General features: G+C 65.5%; 15 protein-coding genes. 6 read left to right on the forward strand and 9 right to left on the reverse strand.

Annotated features, from left to right (window positions below):
• Nucleotides 1-119: 119 nt before the first annotated feature.
• The 6 genes from J2X38_RS05410 to J2X38_RS05435 form a co-directional block, all read right to left on the reverse strand.
• Nucleotides 120-1,760 carry a hypothetical protein gene (locus tag J2X38_RS05410; RefSeq protein WP_310252024.1) on the reverse strand — a complete coding sequence of 547 codons (1,641 nt, stop codon included), beginning with the start codon at nucleotides 1,758-1,760 and terminating at the stop codon, nucleotides 120-122.
• 737 nt (nucleotides 1,761-2,497) lie between these two features.
• On the reverse strand, nucleotides 2,498-4,123 hold the full coding sequence (locus J2X38_RS05415; protein ID WP_310252025.1) for a carboxylesterase family protein: 1,626 nt from the start codon (nucleotides 4,121-4,123) through the stop codon (nucleotides 2,498-2,500).
• A 3-nt stretch (nucleotides 4,124-4,126) separates the two neighbouring features.
• Nucleotides 4,127-5,680: a carboxylesterase family protein gene (locus J2X38_RS05420; protein WP_310252026.1), complete on the reverse strand. Its 1,554-nt coding sequence runs from the start codon at nucleotides 5,678-5,680 to the stop codon at nucleotides 4,127-4,129.
• 16 nt (nucleotides 5,681-5,696) lie between these two features.
• Nucleotides 5,697-7,406, reverse strand: a complete 1,710-nt coding sequence (locus tag J2X38_RS05425; protein WP_310252029.1) for an alkaline phosphatase family protein — start codon at nucleotides 7,404-7,406, stop codon at nucleotides 5,697-5,699.
• Nucleotides 7,407-7,467: 61 nt separating this feature from the next.
• Nucleotides 7,468-9,732, reverse strand: a complete 2,265-nt coding sequence (locus J2X38_RS05430) for a TonB-dependent receptor (protein WP_310252032.1) — start codon at nucleotides 9,730-9,732, stop codon at nucleotides 7,468-7,470.
• A gap of 24 nt (nucleotides 9,733-9,756) precedes the next feature.
• Complete coding sequence (locus J2X38_RS05435; RefSeq protein ID WP_310252034.1) at nucleotides 9,757-11,967, reverse strand: glycoside hydrolase family 3 C-terminal domain-containing protein; 2,211 nt, start codon at nucleotides 11,965-11,967, stop codon at nucleotides 9,757-9,759.
• Nucleotides 11,968-12,114: 147 nt separating this feature from the next.
• Between J2X38_RS05435 and J2X38_RS05440 the strand changes: the two genes are divergently transcribed.
• Nucleotides 12,115-13,122 (forward strand): LacI family DNA-binding transcriptional regulator, encoded by a 1,008-nt coding sequence (locus J2X38_RS05440; RefSeq protein ID WP_197411383.1) that lies wholly within the window; start codon nucleotides 12,115-12,117, stop codon nucleotides 13,120-13,122.
• Between the two features lie 66 nt (nucleotides 13,123-13,188).
• Here the strand turns inward: J2X38_RS05440 and J2X38_RS05445 are convergent, their stop codons facing one another.
• Entirely contained in the window at nucleotides 13,189-14,211 is a 1,023-nt protein-coding gene (locus tag J2X38_RS05445) for a TIM barrel protein (RefSeq protein WP_310252037.1), read from the reverse strand.
• Nucleotides 14,212-14,251: 40 nt separating this feature from the next.
• Entirely contained in the window at nucleotides 14,252-14,653 is a 402-nt protein-coding gene (locus tag J2X38_RS05450; protein ID WP_058536644.1) for a cytochrome c family protein, read from the reverse strand.
• Between the two features lie 158 nt (nucleotides 14,654-14,811).
• Here J2X38_RS05450 and J2X38_RS05455 point away from each other — a divergent pair, with 158 nt between their 5' ends.
• Entirely contained in the window at nucleotides 14,812-15,429 is a 618-nt protein-coding gene (locus tag J2X38_RS05455) for a gluconate 2-dehydrogenase subunit 3 family protein (protein WP_310252041.1), read from the forward strand.
• Between the two features lie 14 nt (nucleotides 15,430-15,443).
• Nucleotides 15,444-17,132 (forward strand): GMC family oxidoreductase, encoded by a 1,689-nt coding sequence (locus J2X38_RS05460; protein ID WP_310252043.1) that lies wholly within the window; start codon nucleotides 15,444-15,446, stop codon nucleotides 17,130-17,132.
• 17 nt (nucleotides 17,133-17,149) lie between these two features.
• Here the strand turns inward: J2X38_RS05460 and J2X38_RS05465 are convergent, their stop codons facing one another.
• Nucleotides 17,150-18,160: a LacI family DNA-binding transcriptional regulator gene (locus tag J2X38_RS05465; protein ID WP_058536641.1), complete on the reverse strand. Its 1,011-nt coding sequence runs from the start codon at nucleotides 18,158-18,160 to the stop codon at nucleotides 17,150-17,152.
• A 116-nt stretch (nucleotides 18,161-18,276) separates the two neighbouring features.
• On the opposite strand from J2X38_RS05465, the gene J2X38_RS05470 reads away from it, so the two are divergent.
• Genes J2X38_RS05470 through J2X38_RS05480 form a run of 3 tightly spaced genes read left to right on the forward strand, consistent with a single transcriptional unit; the run spans nucleotide 18,277 to nucleotide 21,997 of the window.
• On the forward strand, nucleotides 18,277-19,794 hold the full coding sequence (locus J2X38_RS05470) for an MFS transporter (protein ID WP_310252046.1): 1,518 nt from the start codon (nucleotides 18,277-18,279) through the stop codon (nucleotides 19,792-19,794).
• Nucleotides 19,791-20,951 carry a Gfo/Idh/MocA family oxidoreductase gene (locus J2X38_RS05475; RefSeq protein WP_310252049.1) on the forward strand — a complete coding sequence of 387 codons (1,161 nt, stop codon included), beginning with the start codon at nucleotides 19,791-19,793 and terminating at the stop codon, nucleotides 20,949-20,951. Before J2X38_RS05470 ends, J2X38_RS05475 begins: the two co-directional genes overlap by 4 nt.
• A 23-nt stretch (nucleotides 20,952-20,974) precedes the next feature.
• Nucleotides 20,975-21,997 carry a sugar phosphate isomerase/epimerase gene (locus J2X38_RS05480; RefSeq protein ID WP_310252051.1) on the forward strand — a complete coding sequence of 341 codons (1,023 nt, stop codon included), beginning with the start codon at nucleotides 20,975-20,977 and terminating at the stop codon, nucleotides 21,995-21,997.
• The last annotated feature ends 105 nt before the right edge of the window (nucleotides 21,998-22,102 follow it).

Raw genomic sequence — 22,102 nt, forward strand, 5'->3', positions numbered from 1 at the left:
CACCTTTGATGACAGCTTGTGATCTCCTAAGCCAATAAGCAGGCTGGCCGCTACCGGCCAGTTCTGGAGCCCTTGTGCTGCTCTTGCCTGCGCTGTTGAGCCCGGTCCTGCACCCACGCTCAGCTTTCGTAATAGACCGGCCCCAGCGCATCGATTACAGCGACGGCGTCGAGCGCGTCGGCTTCGCCTTCGCCCAGCAGGCGGATGGTCAGTTCGGTCTTATAGCCAGTCAGCGTCCGGTTCATCGGCACGCCGTTCATCGTCTGAGTGAGATAACGCTGGTAATCGTTCCGCCCGACGACGTGAAAATGCGACTTGCCCGCCTCGCGCGCGAGTTCGGCCGCCCGTAGTAGAGTCATTTCCTGAACCACCGGTCCGGAGGTGGTATTACCGGTATATTCGACCTTGATCGAACCGTCATCGTTCGGGGTCGAACGGAATCCTGCCGTGCGGTCGATCCCCCCGAGCAACGTTGTGCCCATCGAAAACGCCGCGCCCACCAGCGCGCCGAGAATATTCGGGCGCGATTTTTCGTAGTCGATCAGCTTGCGTTGCGATTCGGGGCGGATCAGAAGATCGTCCGCCATTCCGGAGAGACGCGCCGGACCGCGTTTGGCAGCGGGGCCCAGCGGAGGCAAATCGGGTGCGCTCAGCGCGCTGGCACTACGCGCGGCGGCATAGGCGGCGTGGAATTCTTCCGTCACCGGGGTCGCGCGCAATTGCTTGCCCTGAAGCGCGGTGGCGGCATCGGCGAGCCGGCCCTCGGCGATGGCAATGCGGGCGTCGACCAGATCGGCCAACGGTTTGAAATGTTCGGCACGCGCCATTTCGACTAACAGGGTAACGATATCCTTGGGAGCCTGCTTGCCCTCTTCGCCCTGTGAATTCCATGCCGGACCGGCGGCGTCGAGCGCCGCGCGGGTCGCCTCAACCCAGGCACGGGCGGCTGCAGGCTGGCCATGGGCGGCAAGCGCATAGGCCTTGGTCATTGCCCCTCTGACGGGGGCCGACCACTCGGACAGTAGCGGCGCGATATTCCCGCCATTGGCCATCATCGCGTTGAGCGAAGGCGCTGCGGGCATGGCTACCGAGGGCGTCCCAGCCGAGGCCGCCAGTTCGGCGAGATCGCCGGACTGGGACGCGAGCTGCGAGAAAATGCCCCGAGTAGCCGGATCGATGCGGGCGAGGCCCTGCCAGATCGTCGGATCGGCCGGCTTGTCACCATTGGCGGCGCGGAGCATGCCTGCGACACGCTGCACCTCGAGCGCATAGGTGCGCTTGGCCGCCGCCGCTTCAGCCAGCGCCAGCGCCGCTTTGCTCTCGCCCGTCTCGTTCAGGGCAAGAGCGCGCAGCAGATCGAGCGAGACGCCCATGCTGCGAGCGTAAAAGAAATCGCCGGCGTAGGCCTTACCAGCCTCTTGAGCGGCATCGATATCGGCGAGCGCACCGGCGGCATCCCCGAGCTCCAGCTTCGCGGCAGCGCGGGCGCGCATCACATGGGCGCGGCGCAGTGTCTGCTCGGGCAGGAGTTTCCCGCTCTCTAGCACGCGGTCGCATGCGGCCAGCGTCTGGCTGGGCGCATCGCGACCGCTGAAGCGGTAGGAGGGGAAAGTCGCCTCGCCCCGCATCCCGTCGTCGCTGCTCTTGGGTTTCTTAAGCCCGTCGCATTCGGAGAAATCCTCCGACACGCCCGCATGGGCGGACACGGTGATCCCAAGCGCAAGCGCAACTAGCCCCGCTCGGGCGAAGATCGCGTTCATTCGGTGCAGCCCCCAACCCCTGTTCCGCAAGTGCTTGGCGCCCAGCGGTGAAGCGATGTCTAATTTGGATTGTGGAGGGCGGCAATCGGGAAAAAGTCGAGCGCGAGGCATTTAAGTGAATCGAAACGACAACGGCACCGGAAGTTAGTCGCTGTCCAATCAGGATCAATGAAACTGCCGGGAAGAGGGGCGATTCCGGCCCGCGTCGATTCAATCTCACGCCGCGATGTGTGGGATTTGGAGGAGATCGAAGCTTGGATCGCAGAGCGTCGCCAAAGCAGCTTGGAAGGTCGCGCGAAGGTGGCGCCCGCACCCAAAATCCGCCAACGCAGAACTGCGCCCGTCGAACCGACAGAGTGAAGCGGGTTTCGTCGTATTTGTTAGTTATTACTGATGCTTAAGGCGGCTGAGGTGGGATAGTGGAGCAATCGAAGTGCTCCTACCGATTGTAGTCGATTGATATCGATTGATACCGTCACTCCCACTCAATTGTTCAATTAGACATAACAAATTGAAAAATAACGAATAAAAAATATTTGATCCGGGATGACCGGGCGGCGATCCGTCAAATAACTACACTTTTGAAATTCAAAGAAAAAATTCCCGATTCGACGAAATCTCAAATTCGAAGACATTCGGCTACATTCGAGCCTCGGCGCTTTCACGATCGGCACCTTAGCCTCAGGCCTTTCGCGGACAAATGCCGTAAGTCGATTTGAACGCGCATCTTTGTCGAATCATCGGTCCCGTGACGTTTCCACGAAGCTTTCGATGCCGAAGATTGACCGTCCCGGGCCAATGGCGAATCTGCCAAGCACAAGGTGCAGCTTCTGCTCCTCGGTTCGGTATGGCGCAAAATGTGCGCCCAGTTCCATCACGCCGCCTGACCTGTTCGCGAACTCCGGCCATTGTGGCAAACCCGGGCCGTTGGGGTCGCCGCGCTTCACGAAAGTTGCCCATAGTTGCGACATGGTCGCAGCAACCGAGCGGTCGTATTCCGTGAAGGGGCGGTCGGGCGAGGTTCTCAACGAATTGAAAGTGTAGGGCATTTCGGCCGAGTGGAACGCGCCGAACATCTCCTGTCCCGGGCCCGGTTCGGGATGGGTGTAATAATAGGCAAAGGCGGGGGCGTGGTGCATGCGCGCCCAGTCGACAAGCGATGCAAGGCCGTACAGGCGGGTCAGTTGCCGGCGCGCGGCGAGCGCCGTCATCTCGCTATCGAGCGGGATGTCCGCCAGTAGTGCATCGGCGCCGGCGTCGCCCGCGATCCGGGCGGCGAGCGCACGCACATCCGCAGGCGCCGCGCGGAAATAACCGGGGCTCAACACGCCTTCGTCGGCGTTCAGCCCGACCATCACCGGCACGGCGCGCCGCCGGCCCGCCGCTTCCATGGCGGCAACCTGTCCGGGCAGGATCGATCCGTCGACGACCGGGCCGAGCAGCGGCATGCCGCCGACATCTCCAGCGCCGGCGAGCGGGCCGGTTTCGAGCAGCGCCATCACCCGATCCGCCGGCAGGTGCCGCAGCGCTGCGATGCCGGGGAGCCTCGCGCGGGCGAGCAGGTCGGCGCCGCGGCGGTCGGCTTCGATGCGATCAGGGAGCGGGGTTTCGACAATGCCGCTTTGTGCGATCGCGCGCGCGAACAGTCCGTCCGCTTTCGGCGAGAGGAGCAGCATATGGACGGCCATGGCACCTGCCGACTGACCGGCGATCGTCACCTGTCCGGGATCGCCCCCAAAGCCGGCGATATTGCGCTGCGTCCAGCGCAGCGCCGCCAATATGTCCTGCAACCCGAAATTGGCGCCGCCGCCGGGATCGCCCGCGAGGTCGCGAAAGGCGGCAAAGCCGAAGACGCCCAGGCGATAGTTGATCGACACGACAATGATGCCCTGCCGCGCCAGCGCCGCGCCGTCATAGATCGGAACCGCATTCGACCCCGACATGAAGGCGCCGCCGTGAATCCATATCATCACCGGCAGCGGCCGGCCGTCATGCTCCGCCGGTGCCCAGATGTTGAGGGTGAGGCAATCCTCCGAAACCGGGGCCGGCGCGACATATTCGCGGGTCCACGGACCGAAGCCGCCGGGGGTGATCGTCTGGACGCAGCCGGGGCCATGCGCCTTCGCATCGCGCCGCCCGGACCACGGCGGCGGCGCTTCGGGGGCGGCCCAGCGCCGTTCGCCGACGGGCGGCGCGGCATAGGGGACGCCGAGGAAGCGAACGACGCCGTTGTCGACGGTTCCGCCGATCTCGCCGCTTTCAACCTTCGCCACCACCTCTTGCGCCGCCACGGGCGGCGCGAACAAGAGAGCGCCGGTCAGGGCGGCGAGATGCGACAGAAAGCGCATCGGAATCGGGCGCACCGGTCAGGGCGCTCTGGCGGCCACGACGCGCTCGACGAAGTCGAGCCGCGCGCGGATCGGGTCGGGACCTTCGCGGGCGCCGGCCGCGTCGAAGGTCATGATGGTGTCGGCAGCCACGCCGCCGGGCGACCAGTGCCCGCCGCCCGTTGCCGAGGGCACGCCGGTCTTTGCGAAATTGACCCAATAATCCTGTACCAGCCGCGCCGCCGCGCGATCGGCGGGCGATGTCGCGGCGCCGTGCCGGGCGTCGACGGTGCCGAAGAAAAAGGGCAATTCGCTGGCATGAAAGGCGCCCGGCATCTTGGCGCGCAGATATTCGGGCACATAGCCGAAGCGGTAGGTGAAGACGGGCTGCCCGCGCCCCGCGATGATCCGGGCGACGTGCCGCGCGGGTTCGAGGAACATCGTGTCGGCCGAAACCGCGATGCCGATGCGCATCGCGTCCTTGCGCGCTTCGGGGTCATAGACCGGCTCGGCCTCTGTCCGCACCGCTGCCAGCGGGGCATAGGCCTGATCGACACCCCCGCCGAAGAAGAAGCCGTCGGCATCGTTCGCGCCGATGACCATCGGAATCTTTGCGCCGTCGCCGGCGGCATAGGCCGCATCGATCGACCGGCGCACGATCTGTCCGTCGGCATAGAGCGGGGTGAAATCCTTCGCGCCGAACAGGCTCATCAGGTTGAGCCCGCTCATCACGCTGTCGGCCGGCAGGGCGCGAAGCGCTGCGAGTGCGCCGGCCTCATCGCCTTCTATCCCCTTTGCCCGCGCAAAGCCGGCGCCGATCGCTTCGGCCTCGGTCGCGGTGCGCAGCGGGCCCATCAGATCGCGCCCGCCGCCCGACATGGAGATCGCCTTGTGAAACAGTCCCTTCGCAAGCGGGGTCGTCGTCAGCGCGTGCACCGACATGCCGCCGGCCGATTCACCGAAAATGGTGACGTTGCCGGGATCGCCGCCGAAGGCCGCGATATTTTCCTGCACCCATTTCAGTGCCGCGATCTGGTCGAGGATCGCATAATTGCCCGTCGGCGCGCCAGCGGCTTCGCGCTTGAGGGCCGGGTGGGCGAAAAAGCCGAAACGGCCGAGCCGGTAGTTGAAGCTGACGAAAACCACATCCGATTCGGCAAAAGACCGGCCCGTATAGACCGGCGGCGAGCTGCCGCCGTTGACGAAACCGCCGCCATAGATCCAGACCATCACCGGGCGTTTCTTGCGCGACCGTTCGGCCGGGGTCCAGACGTTGAGATAGAGGCAGTCCTCGGACGGCTTCACCCCCAGCGGCGCGGCATCGGCCTTGAAGGGAATCTGCATGCAATCGGGGCCGTACTGGTCGGCGACGCGAACCTGGGCCCAGCGATCGGCGGGCTGCGGCGCGCGCCAGCGCAGATCGCCGACGGGGGGCAGGGCATAGGGAATCCCTCGATAGGCGATGCTCTGGCCTTCGGCGACGCCTTGCACGGCACCGCTACGCGTGTCGACGACCGGCTGCGGCGCGGTGTCGGCCGCCATCGCGGGAGAAACGAGCGCCAGCGCGAGCGCGACGGTGGGGAATATCCGCATTGTCTGTCCTTTCACATTATCGCCGCGATGCTGCCGGAAGGGGACAGCCTGTCCCCGTTCCGCCGAGTTCGAGGCATTCTCCATCAACCGGACCGTCCGGCGCGACCCGTATGGCGGCGGCAAGTGTTGGCGCCACATCGGCCACCTGTACCGGCAGGGTGCGTTCCTGATGCGTCACACCGGGCCACCAGAAGAGGATGGGGACGCGCCGGTTGAAGTCGCTGGGCCCCGAATGGCCCATCATGAACAGGCCGGGGAGCGGCGGCGCGGCGATCTTCAGCGGGTCGGTCGCGAGCAATATGTCGCCGCTACGCCCGGGATAGAAGGACAGCGCCATACGGTCGGCGACCGGCAGCAGGTCGGGGGACAGGCGCGGGTCGGGTTTCCGCCCCTGCAATTGCGCCGCCGTCCAGGCACCAGCGATGCCCGGCCGGGTGAGCGCGCGCGCCGCGGTCGCTTCGGCGATGCGGTTCTTGAGCGCGGTATCGGCGAGCGACTGCCCGCCGGCGTCGACGACGACAAGCTGCGTCGGGTCGAAGAACGCCGGACGCAGCGGGGTCCAGTCGACGCCTGTCGCGGCGCGCGCCGCGGCGTTGAGATCGGCGAGCAGCGCGGCGGCATCGATCCGCCCGGCGTCGCGATAGCCGCGCGCCATCAGCCGTTCGGGGAGATCCCCGCCGCCATGGTCGGCGGTGAGCGCGACGAGTACGGGAATCTTCAGTTCCGCGATCCGTTTGAGGAGGCGGCCGACCGCCTCGTCGACCCGGGCCATCTGGTCGCACATCTCGGGTCCCTGCGTGCCATAGGCATGGCCGACCATATCGGTCGCCGACAGGCCGACCGCGAGCAGGTCGGTTCCGGGCGATTGGCCAAGCTTTTGTCCGTCGAGCAGGTCGATCGCCGCGTCGATTGTGATCTGGTCATAAAACCAGGGCGGCAGTGTTGGGCCGCTCGCGGGTGGCCGGCCGGGGATCGCGGCCGGCGGATCGGGCGGTAGATGCGCGTGGAAACTCTTGCCGTCGGGGAGGGGAATCACCGCCTCGCGTACGCGGCAGCTTTCGCGCCGGTAGGTCCAGGCGGGTGCGGCCTTCAGCCGCCGCGCAAACCCGGCATTGAGCTTTGCAAGCGGCGCGAGGCGGCGCTGCGCGTCCTGCGCATCGGTGCCCCAGGTGTCGAATCCCTGCTTGCCATCGAACCAGAACGCCCCGTCGGGATGGCGGCCGCCCATCATGATCGCCGACCGATCCTTGCCCGCGACCGAAAAGACGCGATTGGCGGGCGAGGCGGCCTTGAGCCAGTCGCCGAGCGTCGACACCTCGAGCATTCCCGGTCCGGTGCCGAGCTTGCGGCTGGCGCGTGCGGCGACATGGATGCCGTCGTCGGTGCAATAGCGGTCGACCCCGGCGCGCTGGTCGTACCATTGGTTCGCGATAATCCCCGTCGCAGCAGGATGCCGGCCGCTCGCAATCACCGCATGGCCCGCGCAGGTTTCGGTCACGCCCTGCGCATGAAAACCGTTCGAATAGACGATGCCCTGCGCCAGCCTGGCGAGCCCGTCCTGAAATTCGCTCCGGCTCGCGTTGAACAGATCGGCCGAGAACTGGTCGATCGAAATCAGGACGACCAGCTTTGGTTTGCCGGGCGTTTCCTCGGCGGCGGCGGGTGTCGCCGAAAATGCGGCCATGGCGATGGCGCTGACCGCAGCCGCGATCCATTTCTTGGTCATCCGAACCCTCCCGGGCGTGACGCCGGGCCGTCCCAATCGACGGCCCGGGCCTCCCCTCTTTTTAGAAACGACCTTCCAGCGACACGCCCAGCGTCCGGAACGAGTTGAGACCGAACATGTGGTAATAGTCGCCGCGCGACTGCGAGTTGGAGTTGACGAAGGTCGGCTGGCGCTTGTCGAAGCAGTTGCGGCAGAAGATCGTCAGCTTGTATTTGTCGTCGATCTGTTTGAGCCCGATGCTGGCGTCGAACAGCGAATAGCCCGGCAGCTTCGTACTCGGATCCTCGGTCGAGCTGAAATTCGAACTGGTGCGGGCATAGAGCGCGCCCTGCAGGAACACTGCGAGGCTTTCACTGACCGGCGTTTCATAGCGGCCCGTCAGGCTGACCGTCCATTTGGGCACGTTCGGCAAGCGGTTGCCCGACGAGTCGATCGTCCCGTTGGCGCGGCAGTTCGGCTGGAAGGGATAGCAGCGGTCGCCCTGGAAGTCCGAGAAGAAGGCGTCGACATAGCTGACGCCCAGATTGAAGACGAGGCCTTCGGCGGGCAGCGCCGACGCCTCGATCTCGAACCCGCGCGACTTGAGCTCGCCCGCGTTCAGCAGGACATAGCCGTTGCTCGCCGTGTCGAAGGCCTGCGCCTGGAAGTTCTTGAAGGTCGAGGTGTAGCCCGAGATGTTGAAGATCAGGTGGCGGTCGAGCAGCGTCGACTTGATCCCGGCTTCATAGGAGGTCGGGATTTCGGGCATGATCAGCGGCGCGCGCGGATCGATCGTCAGGTTGAAACCCGGTCCCTTATAACCGCGCGCCACCGAGGCATAGGCCATGACATCATCGGTCACGTCATATTGCGCGCCGACGCGCCACGAGAAATTTTCCTCGCTGATCCGCTGGTTGCGCGACCCCACCGCGCCGAACGGGACGACGAACCCGGCCGCATCGCTGACCGAGCGAAGCTTGAGCTTGTCATAGGTATACCGACCGCCGAAGGTGAACCGGAAGCGGTCGCTGATATTGAGCGTGCCCTGACCGAAGCCTGCGTAGCTTTTCGACGTCATCGAGCCGGTCGAGTGAATGCCGAGCCATGCATTGAAGCCGGCCGGCGGCGATGCTGTCGCGCCGTTGGCGCCCGCCGCGGTGATGTCGGAATCGCTCTTGGAATCGTAATAATAGAGACCGAACTGATATTCGAAAAACTGGCCGACCGGCGACGCCAGCCGCAGCTCTTCGGTGACCTGGCTGATCGTCGAAAGCTGGTGGTTCGTATCGAGCAGGTTGATGCGGTGCTTGTCCGAATCGAAGAGGTTGTCGGCGTCGAACTTTCGCCAGGCAGTGATGCTGGTCAGCGTGTGACCGCTTTCGAACTCATAATCTATATTGGCCTGAAGCCCGCCGACATCGAAATTGGCCCGCGTCGGCGCGCCATAGCTCGAGAAGAAATTGTCGGGGTTGGCGACGATGCCGAGTGCGGCGTTTTCGGCGGCGAAGCGGCTCGTGGGCCGGACGATCCGGTCGGCGCTGCCGCCCGATCCGACGCCCGAGGAATGGGCATAGTCGCCGGCGATATAGATGCTGAGCTCGGCGGTCGGTTCCCACAACAATTTGGCGCGCAGGCTGGTCTGGTTCTGGCCATATTGGCTGCCCGGAACGTCGACCAGATTCGTGATGACGGGATCGGTATGCGTCTGCGACGCGCTGACGCGCAGCGCGGCCTTGTCGCCCAGCGGAACGTTGACGATGCCTTGCAGACGATAGAGCAATCCGTCGCCGGGCACCTTCATCTGTGCGATCTCGCCCATCACCTGCCCGTCGAAACGGCCGATTTCCGGGCGGCGCGTCGTGATGTTGACGAGGCCGGCAGAGGCGTTCTTGCCGAACAACATGCCCTGCGGCCCGTTGAGCACTTCGATCTGCGCGAGGTCGAGATAGTTCATGAAGCCGAGCGACGGGTTGCCCATGACCACGCCGTCGATCACCGAGGTCACGCTCGCTTCGATCGAGTTCGAGAAGCTCAATGTGCCGACGCCGCGGATCGAGAAATTGGATGCGCCGAGCGCCGCGTTGAAGCTTTTGACCTGCAGGCTGGGCGCGACGAGCTGGAGCTGCGACGGGTCGAAAATCTGGCGCGAAGCAAGTGCATCCGCGCTGACGACGGTTGCCGAGATCGGCACGTCCTGGAGGTTTTCGGCGCGTTTCTGCGCAGTAACGATGATTTCGCCGAAGCCGCCGGTCTGCTCGTCGGCTGCCGCGCTATCCTGTGCGAAGGCCGGTGTCGTGACCGCGAGCACGGCGCCGAGCGCGGTGGCGGAAGTCCAAATCCTCTTCATATCATCCCCCTGTTCTGTGATGGTCTATTTGCGGTAGTTCCAGGTCCTTCCGGCGAGCGTGACGCCCGTTTCCTCGATCAGGTCTTCGGCCGACGCGCCGAGCGCGAAGCGATAGGTGCCGGGCGCGATCGCCCAGCCCTTGGGGCCCCAGTCGGCGAGCAGGCGCGGGTCGATGGGCGCGTCGACCCGGCGCGTCTCGCCGGGTTTCAGGTCGACGCGCGCAAAGGCGACCAGCCGGCGCGTTTTTCCGCGCGGCGTTTCGACCAGATAGACTTGTCCGACATCGGCGCCGTCGCGCGCACCGCTATTGCGCAGCGTGAAGGCAGCCGTGGGGCTCGCCCCGTCCGTTACGGCAAGGCCCGAGCGTTCGAAGCGGGTGTAGCTGAGCCCGAAACCGAACGGATAGAGCGGCTTCGCCTGCTGGCGCGCGAACCAGCGGTAACCGACGTCGGCGCCTTCGATATTATAGTCGATGTCGAGCGTCTGGCCCGGCTTGCCATGCCCGGCGAAGCTGGGCTCGACGGTCTCGGCGCCGGGAAGGGCGGGGCGCGGAAGCTGCGCGATCGAAGCGGGAAAGGTTACGGGCAGGCGGCCCGACGGATTGACGTCGCCGAACAGCACCCTCGCGATCGCCTCGCCGCCGCGCGCGCCGGGATACCAAGCCGCGAGGATCGCGCCGACATCGTCCTTCCACGGCATCGCGACGGGTCCGCCGGTTTCGAGGACGACGACCGTCTTCGGATTGGCCTTCGCCACCGCTGCGATCACCGCATCCTGCCCCTGCGGCAGCGAGAGGTCGGGGACGTCGAGCCCTTCGGTCATCCACTGGGTTCCGAAGACGACGACGAGGTCGGCGTTCTTCGCCGCGATCGCCGCTTCGGCCGGGTAGCGGCCATCGCGAAAGACGACCTCGGCCCGCGGCGCGCGGGCGCGAATGGCGTCGAGCGGCGAGGAGCGGTGATAATTTTGCGCCATCAGTGCGGTGAACGGCCCGTCCTTCACGGTCGGAAGCGACACAGCCGGGCCGCCCTGACCCTGTACCTGCGACGATCCCGCGCCCGAAAGCACGCCCGCGTCGGCATAGCCGCCGACCACCAATATACGCTTTGCCGAGGCGGCGAGCGGCAGGATATCGCCGTGGTTCTGAAGCAGGACCATGCCTTTTTCGGCGATCTCCTGCGCAATCGCGGCGCCGGCGGCGACATCGATCGGCGCCTTGCGCGGCGGGTTGCGATCGACCCCGACGGCGTAGATGGAGCGCAGCACCCGCCGGCTCATGTCGGCGATGCGGCGCTGGTAGCGCTTGTCGCGATTGGCGGCATCGAGCAGCGGCTGGCCAAAGAACACCGCCGCGTCGAGCTGCGAGCCCGATTGCTGGTCGAGGCCATGGAGCGCGAAATCGGTCGCCCGGACCGATCCCCAGTCGGACATCACCCAGCCCTTGTAGCCCCAGTCGCCTTTGAGGATGCCGTTCAGCATGCGGTCGTTGCCGCACGCCTGCGCGCCATTGACCTTGTTATAGGCGCACATGACCGATCCGGGCTGGCCCTTTTCGATCGCGATCTCGAACGCGAGGAGATCGCTCATGCGCAGCGCGCCTTCGTCGATCATGCCATTGTGGAACTGCCGCCCGATCTCGGTCGGATTGAGTATGAAATGCTTGATCGTCGAAATCACGCCCTGCGACTGGATGCCTGCAACCGCCGCGCCGCCGAGCAGTCCCGAATGCAGCGGGTCTTCGCCCAGATATTCGAAGGCACGGCCGCCGCGCGGATCGCGGACCAGGTTGATGCCGCCCGCGAGCAGGACATTGAATCCCTTGGCATGAGCTTCGCCGCCGATCAGCGCGCCGCCCTTTTGCATAAGGTCGGGGCTCCATGTCGATCCCATCGCCATTCCCGACGGAAGCGCGGTCGCGCCGTCGCCGCGCAGGCCGCCGACATAGGAAACGCCAAGACTGGCATCGGTTTCGGTGAGCGCAGGAACGTCAAGGCGAGGAATGCCGGGAATATAGCCGGCGCCGAACGGAACGCCTTCGGGGATTTTTACGTCGCCAAGGGGCATAGCCATGATGCCGTTCAGCAGGCTCACCCGCTCGGCATTGGTCATCGCGGCTTCGGTGGTGGCGGCGCGGCGATCGGCGTCGTCGGCCGCATCCTGCGCATGGACTCCCGGTGCGATAGCCGATGTCGAACAGGCGGCCAGCAACGCCGCGCGGCAAAGCCACGACCCCATCAAACTCTCCCATTTCTTCTGTTTTCGAATCGCTAGCTATCTAATTATGTCAGCGCTGACAACGAAAAATGTCAGCGCTGACATAAAGGGTGGACTGGATACGTATTCCGCGTCTAACAAGGCGCGATGAATCCTATTGGTCCCGCCGTGAAAAGGCCTGCCACCCTGGACGATGTCGCCGCGATCGCCGGCGTATCGGCAAAGACCGTGTCGCGCGTCGTCAATCGCGACGTCAATGTCAGCGCCGCGACGCGCGAACGCATCGAGGCGGCAATCCGCGAAACCGGCTATCGCGTGAATCAGGCGGCGCGGTCGCTGGCGGCGTCACGCTCCTTCCTGATCGGCGCGTTCATGCCGCACCTTTCGTCCTTCTATTTCGCTGAGATATTCCGGGGGGCGGCGAAGGCCTGCCGGCAATATGGCTATCACCTCGTCCTCGAGGAGTTCGACCATGGCGCGGACAGCGTCGTCGACCGCTACGAGCAGGGGCTGCGCGGCGCCCATTGCGACGCATTGATCCTGACGCCGCCGGTCTGCGACGATGAAAAGCTGCTCGACGCCCTCGATCGCGACGGCCTGCCCTATGTGCGCATCGCCCCCGGCAAGCAGCTTGGCCGCTCGGTCGCGGTCGGCGCCGACGAGCGTCGAGCGGTGGAGCAGTTGGTGAGGCATTTGTGGGACGCCGGACGCCGCCGTTTCGCGATCATTGCCGGCCCCGCCGATCATGCAGCCGCGATGGTCCGCGAGCGGGCCTTCTGCGACGCGCTGGGCGCCTTGGGCGGCGATCCCGCGGGTGTCGCGCTGACTCGCATCGAACTGAATGAATCGATTGCGGAAGCCGGGCGCATTGCAACGCTAGATCTTCTGCGCGGCTCGAACCCGCTGCCCGACGCGATCTTCGCCTTCAACGACGAGGTTGCGATCGGCGCCATGGCAGCCATTCGCGAGCTTGGCCGCTCGGTCCCCGAAGACATAGCGGTCGCGGGGTTCGACGACAGCTATATTGCCCAGCTCGTCTGGCCGCCGCTTACGACCATTCATCAGCCAATAGCCGACCTGGCCTTTCAGGCGGTGCGTCTCGTCGCGGATCCCGAGGGTTTCAGCACGGGAAATATTCTGTTGCCGACGAGGCTTGTTGTGCGAGGCACCACTTAGGGTCCGGAAGAGGGAGGTATCGGCTCGGCAGTCAGGCGTGCGCCCTTCCGCCCGACACGCTCCCGATTACGTGCCAGCCGGCTTCTTTTCGCCGCAAGTCAGATAGTTGAAGCCGATCGTCGCTGATTTCACCGGATCGGCCGGAAAGTCGAACTCATAGACATAATAGGCGATCTGCGGTCCCGCGGCCTCGATAACACGGCGCCAGTCGGTCGTGCCGGCCCCCAAATCGGTGACGGCGCCATTGGGCGCGAGATCCTTCATGTGCAGGAGCGCGATGCGGCTGCGATATTTTTCGAGGAAGGCGAGCAGGTCGTCGAGGCGATCGGGTTTGAATGCCAGGCGCGCCCAGAAGATGTCGACCTCGAACTGGACGAAGCGCGGGTCGGTGTTCGCGGCGACGATCTCCCACGCGCTCGTCATCACCGGCTTGCCGTCGCCATGATCATAGGGGAAGCGGCTGTCGAACTCGCCGGTATGATTGTGGACATAGAGGGTGAGCCCCTCGGCGCTGGCGGCTTCGCCGAGCGCGTTGAGGTTGCGCGCGGTTTCGAGGACATGGTCGAGCGTGTCGAGCCCGGGCTGGCCGAACCCGCCCGAACCGATGAAGCGTTGCCCGCGCGCCTTTGCGGCGGCGAGAGTCGCGGGCCATTTGGCCTTGTCGAACGATGCGTGGCTCGCCACCGCCTGCAGGCCGTTGTCCTTGAGCAATTTTGCATAAGCGGCCGGGTCGCTGCCGCCGATCAGGTCCATCCCCTCGATATTGCGATAGCCGATCGCCGAAATCTGCTCGAGCACCGACTCGAGCCGTGCCGGGTCGGGCTTCGCGCCGGCGAGCTTGGCGAAGGATGGCTTGAGCCGCTCGAACTTCTCGCCGACGGGCATCGTGTCCCATTCGGCGGGGATAGGGATGTTCGCGACCGTGCTGGCGAAGACATAGGTCTGGATCGCGACCTTCTCGACCGGCAGGCCAAGGCACCGGGCGGCGGCGGGCGCCTTCTTGTGCGCGCTATGGTCGTGGGCAGAGGCCCCCCCGGCGGCGAGGGCCGACGAAATCATCAGGAGCGGTGCGATGTGGCGACCCTTCATAATCCTGTCCCTTTCATTCTCGTTGTCGGTTTGGCCGGTGTCAGCGCAGGCCTTGCATATAGTCGATGATCGCGGCGCGCTTGGCGGGATCCGAAACGCCGGGGTAGCTCATGCGATTGCCCGGAACGACCGCCTTGGGGTTCGCGATGAAGGCGTCGAGCGTCTTGCGGTCCCAGCGCAGCTTCGCCTTCGCGAGCGCGGGGGAATAGCGAAAGCCTTTCGCCTGCGCGGCGGGCTTGCCGAAGATGCCGGCGAGGCTGGGCCCGAGCCGGGTCACGCCGGCCTTGTCCGAATGGCAGGCGGCGCAGGCCTGAAACGCGACGCGCGCTTTCGGGTTGGGGGCGTCGGCGCCGGTTGCGCCGGGTGCCGCGAACAGCAGGGCGCCGGTCGCAATCGCCGATGCGATGGCGAACCGCCGCACGGGCATAGCCTTCTTGTTCATCCTCGATCCCTCTTTTTCCCCGGTCGTGTCATATGTAAATGATTACATATAGCGTCGCCGTAGGGGCTTTCATTTGTATATTTATGCCGATTTATCCTCTTGCATAGGTATTTGCAATCGATTACTCAATCATCATAACATAAGCAAGGGAGAGGTCAATGCCATCCGCCCAGACTGCCGGCTACGCCCTTACCGGTCGCCGCGATTTGCTCAAGCTTGCCGCCTTTCTCGGTGTCGGGTTGGTGACCCCCGCCGCGCGCGCCGCCATGGCGGCGCCGGAGCCATGGTCTCCGGACCGGCGGGCGCTGATTGCCGACATTGCCGAAACGATCATTCCCGCGACCGATACCGGCGGGGCGAAGGCAGCGGGTGTGCCGGCCTTCATTGAAATGATGGTGGCCGACTGGTTCAACCCGGCCGAGCGGACGCACTTCATGGACGGGATGGCCGCCTTTGGCGACGGCGCGCGCGCAGCGCATGGGAAGCCGTTCGCCGAACTCGCGCAGGCCGCGAAGGACGATTATTATGGCAAGCAGCTCGCTGCCGCCGGCGCGGCGATGGCGGCGCCCGGCGCCGGCGTGCGGCCGCGCACGCCCTTTGCGGTGCTGATGAAGCGGCTCACCGTCTATGGCTATTATACGAGCGAGCTCGGCGCATCGGTCGAACTGCGGCTCGACATGGTCCCGAACGAATATCGGCCCGACGCGCCGTTCAAGCCGGGTGACCGCGCCGATTCCTTCATCCTCTATTCGCTGTCGCCTTTCAGCGCCTACTAAGCGGGAGCATCACCATGTCGAATCAGGATTTCGATGCGATCGTCGTCGGCTCGGGCATCTCGGGCGGCTGGGCCGCGAAGGAGTTGACCGAAAAGGGATTGAAGGTTCTGCTCATCGAGCGTGGGCGGTCGATCACGCCCGAAGATTATGTCGGCGAGCACAAGGCGGCGTGGGAGTTCCCCTTCCGCGACCTCGGCGACCGGCATCGCTACGAGCGCGACTATCCGATCCAGCGCACCTGCTACGCCTTTGGCGAGTCGACCGACCATTTCTTCGTGAACGACAGCGCGCATCCCTATGGGCAGGATGCCGAGCATCCGTTCAGCTGGATCCGCGGCTATCATCTCGGCGGCCGCTCGCTCACCTGGGGGCGCGTCACGCCGCGGCTGGGTCCGATCAACTTCACCGAAAATGCCGAGGACGGCCACGGCGTCGACTGGCCGATCCGCTATGAAGACATCCGCCCCTGGTACGACCATGTCGAACGCTTCATCGGCGTGTCGGGGCAGTCGGACTATGACGCGCCGACGGCCCCGGTCGGCCGTTTCCAGCCGGGGATGCCGCTCAATCGCTGCGAGGCGCATGTCGCCGAGGGGATCGCGAAAACCTATCCCGACCGGCGGCTGATGATCGCGCCGTCGGCGATCCTGACACAGGATCTGGGCGACCGCGCGGCGTGCCATTATTGCGGGCCGTGCCAGCGCGGCTGTTCGACCGGATCCTATTTCAGCTCGATCAGCTCGACGCTTCCCGCCGCCGAAGCGACGGGCAATCTGACGATCGTCACCGACGCGATCGTCGAGGGGCTCGATCATGATCCCGCTACGCGCAAGGTGTCGGGGGTGCGGGTCATCGATTCCGCCAAGGGAACGCGCACGACCTATCGCGGGCGGATCGTCTTTCTGAACGCGTCGACGCTCGGCTCCACGCAGATCCTGCTCAACTCGACGAGCGAGCAATATCCGGACGGTATCGGCAACAGAAGCGGGGTGCTCGGTCATTATCTGATGGACCATCTGATGACCGGCGGCGCCTTTGGCATCGTGCCCGGGATGCTCGACAGCCAGCCGATCGGCAATCGTCCCGCGGGCCTTTACATGCCGCGTTTCCGCAATGTCGGAAAGAAGGATGCGCCCTTCCTGCGCGGCTATGGCCTGCAGGGCGCCGCCGCGCGCTCCAACTGGACGCGCGGCGCGATGACGCCGGGTTTCGGCGCGCCGCTGAAACAATCGCTGCGCGAGCCGGGGCCGTGGTTCATCTATATCGCCGGCTTCGGCGAGTGCCTGCCCAATTACGACAACCGGCTGAGCCTTGATGCGCAGAAGAAGGACAAATGGGGCATTCCTATCCTCAACACGCGGTTCGAATGGGGCGCGAACGAAAAGCTGATGGCCGAGGATATATCGAAAGAGGCGGTGGCGATGCTGACCGCGGCGGGCGCCGTGGGCGTGAGCGCGATCCGGACGGCGCTACCGCCCGGCGGCCTCGCGATCCACGAAATGGGCACGGCGCGCATGGGGCGCGATCCGACGACATCCTATCTGAACGGCTTCAACCAGTCGCACGAGGTGTCCAACCTGTTCGTTACCGACGGCGCGTGCATGACGTCGACCGCGGCGCAGAATCCGTCGCTGACCTATATGGCGTTGACGGCACGCGCCGCCAATCATGCGGTCGAACGGCTCAAGGCCGGCCAGCTCTGAAGGGGCTGGCCGCTGCCTCAGCGCGCGGGCGGCGGCGCCGTGCTTTCGCGCACCACCAGTTCGTGGGGGAGGGTGATCGACGCGAGACCCTCCGCCTTCTTGGAGAGGATCGCGAGCAGCATCTCGACCGCCTTGCGCCCGATCGTTTCCTTGGGCTGACTGATCGTGGTGAGCGCGGGATGGAAGGCGCGGGCGTAGCGTATGTCGTCGAAACCGACGACCGAAACGTCGCGCGGGCAATCGAGGCCGCGTTCGCGAAGCGCCGCGATCGCGCCGATCGCCATTTCGTCGCTGAAGCAGAAGATCGCGGTCGGCGGCGCCGCCTCGGCCATCAGTTCGTGCGTCAGCGCCTCGCCCGAATCGACCGAGAAATCGCCCGTCCGCACCAGTACCTCGTCCCACAGGCGCTGCCCCGCCGCGGCGCCCTGAACGCCGCTCAACCGGTCGCGGCTGATCGGGCTCAGCAGCGGGCCGGTGATGACGCCGATCCGCTGGTGCCCGAGGTCATAGAGATGCTGCATCGCCTCCGCCGCCGCGACGGCATTGGCGATATGGACGCTCGAGACGTTGAGGCCGGGTTCGAACTCGCAGCCGTTGACGATCGGCGCCTTCTCGCCCTGCTTGGCCACCAGAGCGACCATCGTCGGCGCGAGCCGGTGGCCGAGGAAGATCATGCCGTCGGCCTCGCGGCGCGTCAGCATTGCGGCATAATATTCCTCGCGCTCGCTGTCGTGATGCGTGTCGCCGATCAGCAGCGAGTAACGCGCGGCGAGCGCGGCCTCCTCGGCGCCGCGGATCACCGCGGAGAAAAAGGGGTTGGAGATGTCGGGAACGGTCAGGATGATCCGCTGCGACCGGGTGGTGCGCAGGCTCTGCGCGGCATAGTTGGGCGTATAGCCGAGCGCCTTCGCCGCCTGCAGCACCTGGCTGCGCCGCGGTTCGCTGACCGCATCGGGGTTGCTTAGTGCGCGCGACACTGTGGCGGTCGAAACACCTGCCGCGCGTGCCACATCTGCAATTGTCGTCATTTGGAAACGTTCTCTCATCGTGAAAAGCGTTGGGAAGCTTAGTATTATTGGCCTTGCGATTCAACGCCACTGTGCATAATGTAATCCATTACATACGTAAAATGGGGGAGGGGTTGGTGATCGGACCTTTTGATACGCGGAGGCGGCTTTTCGGCATATCTTTCGCCGCCATCACGGCGACATCCTTCTGCTTCGTGCTGCGTGCGATGGTCGTCGACGAATGGGGTGTGGCCTTTGGTCTGTCGGAAACCCAGAAGGGCGAATTGCTGGGTGTCGGCCTGTGGCCCTTCGCGATTACCATCGTGCTGCTCAGTCTCGTGATCGACCGGATCGGATTTCGCCGCGCCTTCGGTTTCGCGGCCGTCTGCCACATCGTCGGGCTCGGCATATTGGTAACCGCGGGCGGCTATTGGTCGCTCTATGCCGGCACCTTCATCATGGCGCTGGGGAACGGCGCGGTCGAGGCCGCCGCCAATCCGCTCGTCGCGACGCTCTACAGCGAGGACAAGCCGCGCTGGCTCAACCGGCTCCACGCCGCCTGGCCGCTGGGGCTGATGCTGGGCGGGGTGATCGCCATCGCCTTTGGCGCGCATGTCGACTGGCGCGCGAAGACCGCGATCATGGCGGTCCCCGTCCTTATCTATGCGATCGCGCTCTGGGGGCAGCGTTTCCCCGTCAGCGAGCGCGTCGCGGCGGGCGTTTCCTATCGCGAGATGCTGAAGGAAGCGGGCTTCGTCAGCGCCTTCGTGATCCTGTCGCTGATGTGCGTCGAGATCGGGCGGGTCGCCGACCTGCCCGGGACGCTCGTCGTCTTCGCCGTCGCGGCGCTGACCGCGCTCTATGCCCTCTACGCCCGCTCGGCGGGGCATCCGCTCTATATTGTCCTCGTGCTCGTGATGATCCCGCTCGCGATCACCGAGCTCAGCACCGACAGCTGGATCGTCTCGCTGATGGAACCCGAACTGGCACGCTGGGGGATCGAGGCGGGCTGGGTACTCGTCTATACCGCCGCGATCGTTTTCGTGATCCGCCTGTTCGCGGGATCGATCGTGCGCGTCGCCACCCCGCTCGGAACGCTGGCAATCGCGTCGGCGCTCGCCGCGATCGGCCTGTTCTGGATGGCGGGATCGAGCGGCGCGGCGCTGCTCGCGGCGGCCACGCTCTATGGCATCGGCAAGAGCTTCTTCTGGGGCACCAGCCTTGCCGTCGCGTCGGAGCGTTTTCCCAAGGGCGGCGCGGTGACGGTGAACGTCATGGCGGGCGCGGGGATGCTCGCGGCCGGAATCGTCGGCGCGAGCCTGCTCGGCACGATCCAGGACCGTTCGACCGCGGCGGGGCTCGCAGCCTATGACCGGGCGCACGAAACGCGGCTCGCCGACACCCATTTGTCGGCGCCGAAGCAGGGTGTGTTCGGCTCGTACCGCGCGCTCGACGCGGCGTCGGTCGCACGAGCACCCGAAACCGAACGGCAGGCGATCGAGACGGTGGTCGTCGAGGGCAAGAAGGGGGCGCTGCGCGAAGTCGCGCTGCTGCCGGTGATGATGCTCGCAATCTATCTCGCGCTGATCCTCTTCTTCCGGTCGCGTGGGGGCTATGCGCCCGTTACGCTCGCCGCGGCGCGGAGCGAGGCATGACCGTCGCCAGCCGGCCCCTCGCCATGGCGATGGTCGGCGGCGGCCCCGGCTCGTTTATCGGGCCGGTGCACCGCATGGCGGCCGAACTCGACGGCGCGATACGCCTGCGCGCGGGGGTGTTCAGCCGCGATCATGCGCGTTCGCTGACGGCGGCGGCGGGATATGGCATCGATTCTGATCGCGCCTATCCCGACGTCGCGGCCATGCTTGCCGCGGAGGCGCAGCGCCCGGACGGCATCGCCTTCGTTGCCATCACGACCCCCAACAACACGCATCTTCCGATCGCCGCCGCCGCGCTCGCGGCGGGCGTGCATGTGATCAGCGACAAGCCCGCGACCGCGACACTGGGCGAGGCGCTGGCGTTGCAGCGCCATGTCGCCGCGTCAAACGCGCTCTATGCTATGACCTACACCTACACCGGCTATCCGCTGGTTCGCGAGGCGCGCGAGCGCGTCGCGCGTGGCGACCTTGGGCGCATTCGCCGGGTCCATGTCGAATATCCGCAAGGCTGGCTGGCCGATCCGGTCGAGCATGGCGACAACAAACAGGCGGGCTGGCGCACCGATCCCGCCCGCACGGGCGTCGGCGGCTGCATTTCGGACATCGGTGTCCATGCCCTCAACCTTGCCGAATATGTATCGGGCGAGCGGATCGACCATCTGCTCGCCGATCTCGTCGCGGTTGTGCCGGGCCGCCGGATCGACGACGATGCGACGCTGCTGCTTCGCTTTGCCGGCGGCGCGCGGGGCTTTGTCGCGGCGACGCAGATCGCTGCGGGCGCGCGGAACGACCTGCGCCTCAGCATCTGGGGTGATCGCGGCGGGTTGCAATGGTCGCACGCCGACAGCCAGAATCTCTATCTGCGCTGGCCCGACCGTCCCGACGAGATCGTCAGCGCCGGCGGGCCCTGGCTCGGTCCGTTCGCCGCGGTGGCAACGCGGTTGCCCGCGGGTCATCCCGAAGGCTTCATCGAGGCGTTCGCGAACATCTACCGCGATTTCGCCGGCGCGATCCGCACCGCGACGCCGATCGCGCAAACGCCGCTTTCCGGGATCGAAGACGGCGTGCGCGGGCTGCGCTTCGTCGACGCCGCGCTCCGGTCTTCGGCACAAGGCGGCACATGGCAACCGGTCGAAGAAACCGGGCGGCATAACTGACCCTCCCCTCCGAAAGGATTTCCATGCGAACGATAAAAGGCCCCGCGATCTTTCTGGCACAGTTCGAGAGCGACGAGGCACCCTTTGACAGCCTCGCCGGTATGGCGGGCTGGGCGGCGGGGTTCGGCTACAAGGGGCTCCAGCTTCCTACCGGCGGACGGCTGGTGAACCTCGAGCTTGCGGCGGAGAGCCGCGACTATTGCGACGAGCTGGCCGGCACGCTCGCCGAACATGGCCTCGCGATCACTGAGCTGTCGACACACCTGCAAGGGCAGCTGATCGCAGTCGATCCGGCGCAGGACCGGCTGTTCGATGCCTTCGCGCCCGCGCATCTGCACGGCAAGCCCGAGGCGCGCCGGCAATGGGCGACCGAACAGCTGCTGCTCGCCGCGAAGGCGAGCCGCAATCTCGGGCTCGATACGCATGTCACCTTCTCGGGCACGCTCGCGTGGGCGAATTTCTATCCCTGGCCGCAGCGTCCGGCGGGGATGATTGACGAGGCCTTCGCCGAACTCGCGCGCCGCTGGCGTCCGATCCTCGACGCCTTCGACGATGTCGGGGTCGATGTCGCCTATGAGATCCATCCGGGCGAGGATCTCCACGACGGCGCGACTTTCGAACGCTTCCTTGCCGCCGTTGACGATCACCCGCGTGCGAACATCCTCTATGACCCGAGCCACTTCCTGCTCCAGCAGCTCGACTATCTCGCCTTCATCGATCTCTATCACGAACGCATCAAGGCGTTCCATGTGAAGGACGCCGAGTTCCGGCCGAGCGGCCGGTCGGGGGTCTATGGCGGGTATCAGGACTGGATCGACCGCCCCGGACGCTTCCGCTCGCTGGGCGATGGCCAGATCGATTTCCGCACGATCTTCTCCAAGCTCGCGCAATATGATTTCCCGGGCTGGGCGGTGCTCGAATGGGAATGCTGCCTGAAGCATCCCGAGGATGGCGCGCGCGAGGGCGCCAGGTTCATCGCCGACCGCATCATCCGCGTGACCGACCGGGCGTTCGACGACTTTGCCGGAGGCGCTGACAGAGGCTGAGCCGCCGCTGGAGATGCTTCATACGTGAGGTCTAAATGATAACGTTATCAAACATGAAAATGTGACGATTCGAGATAGATTTGTAATCGATTACTTGACTCTGCC

This window comes from Sphingopyxis sp. BE235, assembly GCF_031457175.1.
In the GTDB taxonomy this organism is placed as follows: Bacteria; Pseudomonadota; Alphaproteobacteria; order Sphingomonadales; family Sphingomonadaceae; genus Sphingopyxis.